This window comes from Mycobacterium sp. PO1 (assembly GCF_017312405.1).
Lineage (GTDB): Bacteria > Actinomycetota > Actinomycetes > Mycobacteriales > Mycobacteriaceae > Mycobacterium.
This window is the reverse complement of record NZ_BLTG01000057.1, coordinates 1-11,150: the sequence shown is the minus strand read 5'-3', so window position 1 is coordinate 11,150 and position 11,150 is coordinate 1. Positions and strand designations below refer to the sequence as shown.

The following is an 11,150-nucleotide window of genomic DNA, read 5'->3' as shown; positions in this document are numbered from 1 at the left end:
ACCCCGCAGGATCCGACAGCGTCGAAGAGCCCTACACCCCGCGGGCTGCGCAGTCCTCCTCGGTTCCCACCTCAAACCCAATGCCCCGCTTGTGCAGCAACTCCCCGGCAGCCTCAAGCGCCTCCTCGCTGCCCACATCCCAGCCCGCATACAGCATCCGGTTGCGGTCCCCGTGATGAACGGCGATCCGGTGATCCGCGTCGTCGATCCGCAACAGGACCGACCCACTGGCCGCCTCCACCGCCTCCATCCCCAAAACCTCCGGACCGAACGCCAACCACTCCTTCGCATCCGGAGACTCCACACCCACATAACCCAACGTCTTCACCAACACGTGCTGTCCTCAGGCGATTCAGTGGTTCGAGACGGCAAGTGACGCATAGCGCTGCTGGAGTGCGGCCCAGTTCTTTCCCGCCTCGCGCCCGCCAGCCAAATAGGACTCCGGCACTTCGGTGTACGGCGGTCGGGTGGGCCCCGTGCGCATGAAACCGGCCGCCTGGAATTGGGCGTTGTCGATCTGGATGCTGTACTTGAGGAATTCGGCGAAGTTGCCGCCCGGGTACAGCGTCGCGAGAGCGGCCTCCAGTTCGTCGGTGAGCGCTTGGCAGTCGTCCCAGCGGCCGGCTCGGATTAGGTCGCGCAAGTGCGTTACTGGCGCAGGGCCGCAGGCCACATTGCCCGACCAGCAGGCGGTGACCTCTTCTGGGAAGAGCCGCGCAAAGTAGTACCAGTCAGTCTCAAGCGGCAGTAGCCGCACACGACCGCCGACGGCGCGGAGGTCGGAAAGGAAGGCGGAGCCACTGAGCAGCCCGAGATGCTTGGCAGCGACGACCTGGGGTATCTGGCTAAGTGCCTCGTAGGCGGGCGTCCCGATCTTTCCCTTGAAGGCGCCGGGGTTGTCGTAGACCACCAATGCCATGTTCGGCACTGCCTCGGCCACATCGCGGTAGAAGCGCACGATGCCGGCGTCATCCAGGGGCAGCCACATCGGACGACCCACGAACAGGCCATCGGCACCGAGCTCGCCGAGCCGGCGACCCCTCGTGATCGTATCTCGGGTATTGAACGTCGTCGCTCCGGCGAAAACCGGGATACGTCCCGCGACGGCGTCGACCACGGTGGCGACAAAGCTCTGCAACTCGTCCCACGTCAGCGAGGCACACTCGCCGAAGGTGCCTGTGGTCATAAGCACATCCACTCCGCCACGGACCATCGCGTCGGCGAGCTTCGCCGCCTCATCGAGGTCCACGGAGAACGCGGTGCCCGGTTGGTCGGCCGTCGGGATGGAGGGCGTAGGGATAATGCCGACGACCCCGGTGATGTCATCAACGGTCAACTTCGTGTCACGCACGTGCACTGCCTCTCTCGTGAAACGTCAGCGGGCTCGGAGGTTAGCGGGGACCGGCGGAAATGGCTGCGTCCCCAAAGACAGCTCGGGCTCTTCGTAGTAGAGATCGAGAGCCTTCAATGTAGGGATGTCGTTGACCGAGAACAGCACGGCATCTTCCGTCGACCGGTTGACGAAGTGATGGGTGCTCCAGTTAGGCACCACGAAACTGTCGTGGGGCCCCCAGTCAAGCTCCACGTCGTCGACGACCGTCGTCCCTTCGCCACGCACGACGAAATACACGGCACTCGACGTGTGGCGATGGGCCTCGGTCCGCTGGCCCGGCCGCAGCAACTGCACCCAGCAATCCAGCGTTGGCATAGTCGATCCCCCGGTAACGGGGTTCGCATAACGCAGGACTACGCCGTCGTAAGGACTGCCCGCAAGGCCCGCCATCCGCTGGAGCTGCCGCTCGACGTCACGCCAAGGATAGCGGTACGGGAAGTTCGCCGCCTTGACCTGCTCCCACGCCGGGCGCAGCAGGCCCCCCCGGTCAGCGAGATGCTCTCCCGGGTCCTCGCGTTGAGGTTGGCGCATCTCGCCGTAGGACTCATAGAAGGGCACATTCAGCCCGAGCACCAATCCGATATCCAGCACGTCGAGCCAAACGACGTTCTCCGAGGTGGCATTCTCATGGTCGTGCCACGTCCAGCGAGGGGTCAGAACCAGGTCGTAGGTGTCCATTTGACACGGCTCGCCATCCACCACAGTCACCAGGCCGGGGCCGCCTTGAATAGCGAACCGCAGCGCCGCCATGGTATGGCGGTGCGCATAGGCAATCTCGCCGGGCTTGAGCATCTGCATACCCATGTTCATGGTGTGCGTGGTTCCCCGGGCATCCGGATTGATGAACGAGAGATTGCGTCGCGCCGTCAAACTTTCAGGCATCACGTCGCACGACTTCAGAAGCTTCGCGTAAACATCGTGCCATCGCCACAGAAACGGAACACCCGCAGGCTTGGGCCCGCCGACGACGCTCTCCAGCATGTCGTCGTAGATCCATTGCCCACGTAAGTTGACAGCCTCGAGCTCGACGTCAAATTCGCGGAGTTCTGAAGTCTCGGCGGTGGACATTAGCTACCTTCTCTGGTTAGCAGAATGGCACTCTGTCAATTAGAGACTATCGGCATCCGCCGGTTGCGTCAATACCGCACGGGCCGCACTGAGCTGACCTCTTGGGTCAGTATCCCTAACGGGGCGAAAGGTCGAGTTATGCAGCCTGCTAGACGAATTCGCCGACACCGCCGCCATCCAGGTCATCCGGTGCCGCAATTCGTGGTGGTCGCGGGTGCTCCCGGATGGACTTGCGACCGTGTTCATTGAGCTGCTCGCGCGCCGATCTGCGGAAAGACTATCTTTCTTCAGCCAGCACGTCGGCTTTCTTCAGCCAGCACGTCGGCGGCCCCCGCGCCGAGTCGCGCCAGCTCCGCTAGTCATCTCGGATCGGTATGAGGTGAGCCCCCTGTAGTGGTCCAGTCGTTGTGGGACTCTGTTGCCCGGATGCTCGGGCAGGAAGAATCACCAACGACATGGCATCGAACAAGCGCCGGCGGCACACCCCGGATCAGATCATCCGCAAGCTCGCCGAGGGCAACAAGCTGCTCGCCTCGGGCCAGGAGCTGGCCGAGGTGTGCCGGCATCTGGAAATTGCGGAATCGACCTGGCATCGCTGGGTGGCGCAGTACGGCGGCATGAAGGCCAACGACGCCAAGCGGCTCAAGGAGCTCGAGGCCGAAAACGCCCGGCTCAAGAAGCTGGTGGCCAATCAGGCCCTCGACATCGACATGCTCAAGGAGATCGGGTCGGGAAACTTCTGACCCCGAACCGCAAACGCCGCGCAGCGACCATGCTGCGTGAGCGGTTCGGGGTGTCCGAACGCCGCGCCTGCACCGTTGTAGGCCTGCACCGCTCCACGATGCGCCTGACGCCATCACCGGTCACCACCGAGGAAGTCGAACTACGTTCCTGGCTGCGCCGGTTCTCCACCGACCGGCCTCGCTGGGGATGGCGCCGCGCTGCCAAGATGGCCCGCCGGGCGGGCTGGCAGGCCAACAACAAGCGCATCCGCCGGCTCTGGCGCGAAGAGGGCCTACGGGTCCCGCAGCGCCGCCGCAAGAAGCGGCTGACCGGCATCGGGGTGGCCGTGGGCGCGATGTCACCGATCCGTCCGAACGTCATCTGGGCGATGGACTTCCAGTTCGACACCACCGCCGACGGCCGCACCATCAAGATGCTCAACATCATCGACGAGTTCACCCGGGAAGCCCTGGCCATCGAAGTCGACCGGTCCATCAACGCCGACGGTGTCGTCGCCGTGCTCGATCGGCTGGCCCTCATCCACGGGGCGCCGCACTATGTGCGTTTCGACAACGGGCCAGAGTTCGTGGCGCACGCTGTGGCCGATTGGTGCCGATTCAACAGTGCCGGTTCACTTTTCATCGATCCCGGCTCACCGTGGCAGAACGCCTTCATCGAATCGTTCAACGGCCGACTACGCGACGAACTGCTCAACTCGTGGCGCTTCGATTCGCTGCTGGAGGCCCGGGTAATCATCGAGGACTGGCGCCGAGACTACAACGCCAACAGACCCCACACCGCACACGGCGAACTCACCCCAGCCGAGCTTGCCCTACAGTGGGCCACGACCCACCAACCGAAAGTCGCATAGCGACTGGACCACCAATCGGGTCCCCCTCAGGACCGCAACGCAATAAGGACACTGTTGGCGCTGGGGAGCAACTCGAGATCGGGTGAGGCGAGATAACGGCAAAGTGTTGATCTTGAGGGCCGTTTTCCCCGCTGGTGAGACGTTGTCGAATTAAAATTGCGACGCCGCAGCCAGCATCTTCGGTGCACGTACAGTGCCACGTCTGATGCGGCGGCCAACCACGTGTGGCCGCACTATGGTGATCGCGTCGCGGCGGTGTCGGGTGGGTTCGTTAACAGTTCGAGCCTTCCCCGCACAGTTTCGAGATCGCTGCCGGCCAGCAGTGCACGCCTGCACTCGATCAGTGCTCGAGGCCAGTTCACGATCGCGGCGCCGCTCAAACGTTGCTCGCGATCGGGGTAGAGCGCTGTGAATCGATTGTCGGACAATCGATCTCCGACGACGAGTGGCTCTCCTAGGTGAGTTGTTTGGCCGCAAAACTGGATCTTCCAGTCGTACTGGTCGCTCCAGACGTACTCGACGGGCTCGTAGCAGCGCAATTCATCGGGATACAAAATATTATGCGCGACGCAAGACGCCTGGTCGACCGCGTTTGTCCAGTGTTCGATGCGCATCGTCACGCCGCGGGCGCGATGAAACCAACGCGACACGTCGCCGACTGCGTAGATGTTTTGTGACGTAACTGCACGGCAGAACTCGTCGCAGACCAGGCCGTCATCGACGACCAGTCCCGACGGCATCAGCCAGCCGTCATTCGGAACGGCGCCGATGCCCACCACCACCGTGTCGGCTTCTAGGACGGTCCCGTCCGTGAGGCCGATCTTAAGGTTGCCGCGCTCCCCCTCAATATTCTCGACACCGACGCCGAATCGCGTGTGCACTCCGTGGTCTCGGTGCAAATCGACGAACCACCCGCCGATCTCTTCGGTCAGCACCCGGCTCATCGGCACCGGCACCGGGTCGACAACCGTCACTTGCAGACCCAGTGACCGCGCGGTTGACGCGACCTCGGCCCCGATAAATCCTGCCCCGATCACCACGAGGCGGGCACCGGCGACGAGGTCGGCTCTTAGCCGCAGACAGTCCTCTAAGGTGCGTAGCACATGAACGCCCGGTCCCTGGCCCCACGGGGATGGTCGCGCGCTCGCTCCGGTGGCCACCACCAGGTAGTCGTAGTGCAGGGGCTCATCATCGGCGAACTCCACCTGACACGCTGCGACATCAACTCCGATCGCGCGGCGGCCGAGCCGAAGCTCGATGGCGTCGGCGGCGGCTGCGTCTCTGGTGAGTAACGTTGCAGCGGCGATGTCACTCGTACCCGCAAGCAACGCTTTGGATAGTGGCGGTTTGTCGTAGGGCAGTGCAGTTTCCTCGCCCACGAGGACGACGTCGCCATCGTAGCCTTCCGATCGCAGCGCCTGGGCCGTGCGGACCCCGCCGACAGAACTGCCGACGATGACGACCCGCGACGTCATTCGTCTAAAACTTCCAACGCGACCACCGGACAGCTGCGCGCAGCCTCCTCGACCCGCGTCCTGTCCGCGGAAGGGACCTCCGTCTTCCGGACCAACACGAGTCCCCGATCGTCGATGTCGAAGTAGTCCTCGGCGGCTACGACACAGTTCGCGTATCCCTGACATACCGCGTGGTTAGCCTTTATGACTCCGTCCATGTGCTTTCCTTCCCTGTGTTCGTCGGGTTCAATTGCGCTGGGGTGCAGGTCCGAGGCTGAAACCGCCGTCGGGGCGGATCGTTTCGCCGGTAAGCCCGCGGGAGCGGTGCGAAGCGAGAAAGACGTAACTCCACGCGTGGTCGTGACCCGATAGGGCCACGTTCAGCGGTGTGCGAGCAGCCAATTCGCGGGCCCGGTCGGGTGCAGCATCAAGACGGCGGGAGCCAAGGTCGAGACTGTCGAGTCCGCGCAGGTCGGTATTCAACGTTCCCCCTGGGGCGACACCGTTCACACGGATCTGTGGCGCGAGTTCGTGAGCCAGTGCGGTGACGAGGCCACGCACCGCGAACTTCGACGCCACATACAGCAGGCCGCCGCGTCCTGGATAAAACGATGAGGCGGACTCGGTGAGGATGATTGAGGCGCCGCCCTGGCCCATCAGTGCCGGCACCGCTGCCTTCACTGAGTGGATATGACTCAGGACGTTGATACGAAACATCTCGTCGAACGCCTGGTCGATTCGCTCGGCGGGGATGTCCTGAATACGGCGGTAGAAATCGAAGATCCCCACGCAGTTCACCAATGTGTCGAGTCCGCCGAACGCGTCGACAGCGACCTGCACAGCTTCGTCGTTGGCGGTGCGGGTGGTCGCATCGCCCTCGATTACTGGGATGTCGGGCAGCTGCTGGCGAAGCGCGGCGCACTTATCGCTGTCGTACTCGAGCACGGCGACCTGGGCATCCTCGTTGAGGAACGCGTCGATAGTGGCCCGACCGATACCCGAACCTGCTCCGACGATCAACGCGCGTTTGCCCGCCAGCCAGCTAGTCATACCTCGTCGCCCAGAATCAAGGGAGCCCCTGCGTTCCCCACCATGGCCGCTAAGGTGGCCGGGTTCTGCCAGGTCAACGCTTCGATCTCCAAGGCATCCAGCGACACCCACTGCGCCGATTTCGGCGCCTGAATCAACAGCCGAGCTCCGTTGCGAGTGGTCACTCGGCGCACGACGACCTCTGCAAACTCGTTGGCGATGTTGAGTACATCGCCGGTCGCCCCGGCCAGCAGCGTCGACAGTTCCTCGCACGCCGATTGTCGTGGTGACTGCGCGCCCTCGCCGGGTTGGTTCGAGCTCATAGGAATACCGCCAGATTCTGCATTCGAAGCACTGATTCATCGACGGCGATTGTGCGCCGGGCGAGTTTGAGGGCGTCGCCATCGCGACGTAGGAGATCCTCACGACCGCATGAAAGGAGCGTGGACTCATTGACGTCGCCGCGGCTGCGAAACAACAACTCAGCGCTGTCGACCGCGAGGTGGTCGGCGTCGTCGGTGAGGAATGTGCGCACGTTGGTGATGAAGTGACGCATGCGCGACGGCGGATCTTCAGTCCAGGCATGCTCGGTGGCGAATCGGGCAACGCGGCGACTGAGTGAGTATTTGTTCTCGTCGAAATGCGCCATTCCTGCTGAGCTATCGAATCCAGCGCCGGCGGCGGTGGTGATCCGCACCGGCATGTAATAGTGAATATCCTCGGTAAGTACACCCAGCCACCTGTCGTAGTCTTGGGCATCGAGAAGGTACGCCTCGTTGACGAGGAAGCGATGCGCCTCCAGGTGGAGAGAATCGTCGAACGGCAAGGCGTCCCCCACACGTTGGGCGCGGGCCGCGTGCGCACCGAGTACCGATGGCGCCATGGGTCGACCCCCGGTGCACTGATTGTGGGCGGTCACAGCATCACCGACGTCGGAGCCGACTCCGAGTCGCTACCGGCTACGGCACGGCCATTGGTCTGCACCATTGGCTCAATACCTTGCGGGTTGTCGGTGAGCACCGTCGCCGGGTCGACTCGCAGCGGCGGCATGTCCAGGTAGTTAGCCCAGAGCCTCAATAATTCCCGTTGATTGTTCTCGTTGTAACCCACCTGAGCGTATCCAGGCCCGTGGAACTGAGCGCTGCTTAGGGTGTCGACCACCCGGGCATCGTCTGCGAGCAGCCCCATCCGGCTGTTCAGTCGCAGTCGGCGGGCCATCGAACCCCCCGCGGTGTTGGTCAGCGACACCCAGTTCTCGACGTCGTCTTGTTCGAACATTCCCGTCGAGCCGAAACACATCAAATAAGCCTTGTATGAGTCCGCCTTAAACGCTTCCGGGGCATCAGAATCCACCGCAAACCAGGACAGCACCTCAGTCTCGTTCTCGCTAATGGGCTGCCAAACCCGAATCGAAATGAACGGTAAGACGTGCTCGCCGTCCTCGACTTTCGGCCAGTTGTGCACGAAACTGATGTTCGGAAAGCACGTCGCCGCCGAGATCATGAACCCATCGGCGCCCACCACCTGTCGCTGCTGCTCGGTCCAGGTCGCCTTGGCACGACTGATCATCTCCGCCGGGTAGCCGACATAGCTCATCCGGTCTTCGAAACTCCCCTCAGGCAGCTTGTATGTGGTGCCCCCACCTCTGCCCGCCCAATAGGTTGCGCCGTCTTTGCGCTTGTGAGCCTTCGGCTCTCGGAACAGGCCGATCTCGACCACCGACGTGTGCGTCTGCGGCGTGTGGTACATGTCCCCGGCGAAATTCTCAGCTGCGATCTTCCAGTTCGCTTTTACCCGCCAACGCTGAGGACCCTGTACCTCGAGACCGTTGGGGCCCTGCTTGGTGTAGAAATCGAGGTAGAACCTGAAATCACCCAGGTAGTCTTCAAGCGATTCTGCGTCAGGATCCATCGACAAGAAGATCAACCCGTTGTAACTGGCCACACTCGGCGCCGGCAACAGGGTCTGACCCGTCTTGTTGAACCCCGCGTCCCCTCCATAGGCCTCTTGGTGAAACGGCAGGCCAATAATGCGGCCGTCGTTGCGGTAAGACCACCCGTGGTACGGGCATCTGAAATTCGACGCGTTCCCCATCTCCGCCCGACAAATCTGCATACCGCGATGGAGGCACATATTGAACATCACCCGGACCTCGCCTGAAGAATCACGAGCGACGATGAACGAATCCTGTAGCACTTGCCTCACCACGTAGTCGCCCGGCTGCGGAATTTCGGACTCGTGCGCGACGAACAACCACGCCCGACTGAACAGCCGCTCCTTCTCGAGCGAGAAAATCTGCTTGTCGTTGTACACGTGCGCCGGAATCATGCCAGTGCGTACTGCCGCCGACACCTCACCGTGATCCTGCATCTTCAACTCCATGACTCAGCGACGGGACCCGATCCTCTACCAAGGCGCCTTCACTGTTGTGTAGAAGGCGACTCTGTCTAGCAGAGAGTATGCCGTCTATTTGCCGGTGGAGTCAACCGGCCTTGCTTATACGTCCAACTGCCGCGCGGCCCTCGTCGTTGCCTTCGACGAAACGTCCACTACGGCGGTCACCGCGCGAGACAGTATGTCTCCTTGCCAAGGGGATTTGCACGAGTGCGCACATGGCCCGTAACGAAACGACCGCGGCCCGGTACGGCCGCGCACGGGCGGGCAAGCGTGGGATGCCAGCAGCTGCCAGCGGTACTGGCCGAGCAGATTTCGTTGGAGATCCTGCGCCGCCCCCGAATTGGACTGGTCATCGACGACGACGCCGCGTGGGAAGCAAGTCTGCGGACCGCTCGGGCCGACGGCGCTGCCAGGTGTTGCGCGGGAGGCGACATTTCGTCGCCGACGCCCGAGCGTCGCGATTCTTCGAGCTGCAATCGGCTTTTACCGCGGTAAGGTCTCTGTCATGCAGAAACCTCCAGTCGCAGGCATGGAGCATGACAGCACCGGAAAGCTTCCGCAATATCCGATCGAGTCTGTCGACAACGCTCTTCGCCTAATCCTCCTCCTAGGAGACCGCTCTGAGATCCGGCTCACTGACGCCAGCGAGTACCTGCACGTCGCTTCGTCGACCGCGCATCGCCTGTTATCGATGCTTCAGTACCGCGGGTTTGTCCGCCAAGACCCGATCAGCAGGGCATACCAGCCCGGACCGTCGTTAACAAACGTGGCGTTCGCTGTGTACTCCAGGATGGACATACCACGCACCGCCGCGCCGATTCTGCGCCACCTCGCAGACACGTTGCAAGAAACCGTGCACGTAGGAACGTTGGACGGCAGACTCGTTCGCTTCATCGCGGCACTCGAAAGCCCTTCTGCCGTTCGAGTGATATCGCGTTTGGGTACTACACGTCCTGCACATTGCACGTCGACAGGTAAGGTCCTACTCGCCGGACTATCCGATGACGAGCTTGACCAGTTGTATCCCGACCCACATTTGGAGCCACTCACCGAGCATTCCGTGCGAACCCTCACCGAACTGCGCGCTCAATTGGCAGAGGTCAGGAAAAGTGGGTTTGCAACCAGCAACCAGGAAAGTGAGGAAGGCGTCGCGTCTGTCGCCGTGGCCGTACCCGTAGGAGGTTCCCAGATGAGGCTGGCACTCAATGCGTCAGCGCCCAGTTATCGATTCCGGCCTTCGGATATCCGCAAAGCTCGCACTGCCCTCACAGACGCCGCCGCCGAGCTAGCCCGCAATCTCGGCTGATGACGTCCCCAAAAGTGGAAGCCGACAGTGAAATGCCCAGCGGCGCCCCAGATTTGCCTGGCTTCATTGCCACCATCGACGCATTCCTCAGCATGGAGAAGCAACGGAATGCCGAACCGATGTTCGCGGCGGTCCTCACCGAGGGTCTATCTCGCTAACGGTGTTTCCGGCGTTTTTCATCAGTAGGTTTCGGCTGCCGGGAATCGGTCGGCGAAGGTGATCGCGAACGCATTGAGGGCAGGTTTCCACCGCATCGTCCATCGTGCCCTGCCGACACCGGTCGGGTCCAGTGATCGGGTCACCAGATACAGGCACTTGAGCGCCGCCTGCTCGGAGGGGAAGTGTCCGCGGGCCTTGATCGCGCGGCGGTAGCGGGCGTTGAGCGACTCGATCGCGTTCGTCGAGCAGATCACTCGCCGGATCTCCACGTCGTAGTCCAGGAACGGAATGAACTCCGCCCAGGCGTTGCCCCAGAGCCGGATCACTGCCGGGTAGCGCTGCCCCCATTTCTCGGCCAGCTCGTCGAACGCCGCCCGAGCCGCGGTCGCGTTGACCGCAGTGTAGATCGGCTTGACGTCGCGCTTGATCTCGTCCCAGTACTTGCGGGGCGTGAGGCGAAAAGTGTTGCGCAGCAGATGAATGATGCACGTCTGCACGATCGCCTGCGGCCACACATTGCCCACCACCTCGGGCAGTCCCTTGAGCCCGTCGCAGACGACGAAGAAGGTGTCCTTGATGCCGCGGTTGCGTAGGTCGGTGAGCACGCTCATCCAGAACTTGGCGCCCTCCCCGCCGGTGCCGGCCCACAAGCCGAGGATGTCGCGTTCCCCGGCCAGGGTGACCCCGATGGCAGCGGGAGAAATTGTCAAGACCTGTGGATCGGGGTGTTTCGGGACTGTCGCGATAAGG

The 11,150-nt window shown here is 62.5% G+C and carries 11 protein-coding genes and 1 pseudogene; 2 read left to right on the top strand and 10 right to left on the bottom strand.

Translation table 11 applies throughout. From position 1 onward, the window contains the following. Positions 1-34 precede the first annotated feature (34 nt). The 3 genes and pseudogenes from J3476_RS18920 to J3476_RS18910 all read right to left on the bottom strand — a co-directional run. Positions 35-334 (bottom strand): annotated as a pseudogene (locus J3476_RS18920) (glyoxalase); the annotation flags it as partial. A gap of 18 nt (positions 335-352) precedes the next feature. Then, a complete protein-coding gene (locus J3476_RS18915) occupies positions 353-1,351 on the bottom strand; it encodes a dihydrodipicolinate synthase family protein (RefSeq protein WP_207067922.1) in 999 nt (332 codons plus the stop codon). Between the two features lie 24 nt (positions 1,352-1,375). Further along, complete coding sequence (locus J3476_RS18910) at positions 1,376-2,461, bottom strand: cupin domain-containing protein (RefSeq protein WP_207067921.1); 1,086 nt, start codon at positions 2,459-2,461, stop codon at positions 1,376-1,378. 455 nt (positions 2,462-2,916) lie between these two features. Between J3476_RS18910 and J3476_RS18905 the strand changes: the two genes are divergently transcribed. Then, positions 2,917-4,055 (top strand): IS3 family transposase gene (locus tag J3476_RS18905; protein WP_207067920.1). Its coding sequence is split into 2 segments (ribosomal slippage): positions 2,917-3,187 and positions 3,187-4,055, totalling 1,140 coding nucleotides; the frame shifts between segments, so codons are not numbered across the junction. A 233-nt stretch (positions 4,056-4,288) separates the two neighbouring features. Here J3476_RS18905 and J3476_RS18900 read toward each other — a convergent pair. The 6 genes from J3476_RS18900 to J3476_RS18875 are packed head-to-tail and all read right to left on the bottom strand — an operon-like array spanning position 4,289 to position 8,908. Then, positions 4,289-5,530 (bottom strand): NAD(P)/FAD-dependent oxidoreductase, encoded by a 1,242-nt coding sequence (locus J3476_RS18900; RefSeq protein WP_207067919.1) that lies wholly within the window; start codon positions 5,528-5,530, stop codon positions 4,289-4,291. Beyond that, positions 5,527-5,727, bottom strand: a complete 201-nt coding sequence (locus J3476_RS18895) for a ferredoxin (protein ID WP_207067918.1) — start codon at positions 5,725-5,727, stop codon at positions 5,527-5,529. Before J3476_RS18895 ends, J3476_RS18900 begins: the two co-directional genes overlap by 4 nt. 28 nt (positions 5,728-5,755) lie before the next feature. Further along, positions 5,756-6,559: a 3-(cis-5,6-dihydroxycyclohexa-1,3-dien-1-yl)propanoate dehydrogenase gene (gene hcaB / locus J3476_RS18890; RefSeq protein ID WP_207067917.1), complete on the bottom strand. Its 804-nt coding sequence runs from the start codon at positions 6,557-6,559 to the stop codon at positions 5,756-5,758. After that, complete coding sequence (locus J3476_RS18885) at positions 6,556-6,861, bottom strand: hypothetical protein (RefSeq protein WP_207067916.1); 306 nt, start codon at positions 6,859-6,861, stop codon at positions 6,556-6,558. Before J3476_RS18885 ends, hcaB begins: the two co-directional genes overlap by 4 nt. Beyond that, positions 6,858-7,421 (bottom strand): 3-phenylpropionate/cinnamic acid dioxygenase subunit beta, encoded by a 564-nt coding sequence (locus J3476_RS18880; RefSeq protein ID WP_207067915.1) that lies wholly within the window; start codon positions 7,419-7,421, stop codon positions 6,858-6,860. Before J3476_RS18880 ends, J3476_RS18885 begins: the two co-directional genes overlap by 4 nt. A gap of 32 nt (positions 7,422-7,453) precedes the next feature. Next, positions 7,454-8,908: an aromatic ring-hydroxylating dioxygenase subunit alpha gene (locus tag J3476_RS18875; RefSeq protein ID WP_207067923.1), complete on the bottom strand. Its 1,455-nt coding sequence runs from the start codon at positions 8,906-8,908 to the stop codon at positions 7,454-7,456. A gap of 532 nt (positions 8,909-9,440) precedes the next feature. Here J3476_RS18875 and J3476_RS18870 point away from each other — a divergent pair. After that, positions 9,441-10,241, top strand: a complete 801-nt coding sequence (locus tag J3476_RS18870; protein WP_207067914.1) for an IclR family transcriptional regulator — start codon at positions 9,441-9,443, stop codon at positions 10,239-10,241. Positions 10,242-10,420: 179 nt separating this feature from the next. On the opposite strand, the gene J3476_RS18865 is transcribed toward J3476_RS18870, so the two are convergent. Further along, positions 10,421-11,150 (bottom strand): IS256 family transposase (locus J3476_RS18865; protein ID WP_207067913.1); only part of this gene is annotated, 730 nt, incomplete at its 5' end.

Excerpts from the sequence above, each read along its gene's own strand:
- J3476_RS18910 (WP_207067921.1), bottom strand. The coding sequence starts at position 2,461 with ATGTCCACCGCCGAGACTTCAGAACTCCGCGAATTTGACGTCGAGCTC.
- J3476_RS18900 (WP_207067919.1), bottom strand. The coding sequence starts at position 5,530 with ATGACGTCGCGGGTCGTCATCGTCGGCAGTTCTGTCGGCGGGGTCCGC.
- J3476_RS18895 (WP_207067918.1), bottom strand. The coding sequence starts at position 5,727 with ATGGACGGAGTCATAAAGGCTAACCACGCGGTATGTCAGGGATACGCG.
- hcaB (WP_207067917.1), bottom strand. The coding sequence starts at position 6,559 with ATGACTAGCTGGCTGGCGGGCAAACGCGCGTTGATCGTCGGAGCAGGT.
- J3476_RS18885 (WP_207067916.1), bottom strand. The coding sequence starts at position 6,861 with ATGAGCTCGAACCAACCCGGCGAGGGCGCGCAGTCACCACGACAATCG.
- J3476_RS18880 (WP_207067915.1), bottom strand. The coding sequence starts at position 7,421 with ATGGCGCCATCGGTACTCGGTGCGCACGCGGCCCGCGCCCAACGTGTG.
- J3476_RS18875 (WP_207067923.1), bottom strand. The coding sequence starts at position 8,908 with ATGCAGGATCACGGTGAGGTGTCGGCGGCAGTACGCACTGGCATGATT.
- J3476_RS18870 (WP_207067914.1), top strand. The coding sequence starts at position 9,441 with ATGCAGAAACCTCCAGTCGCAGGCATGGAGCATGACAGCACCGGAAAG.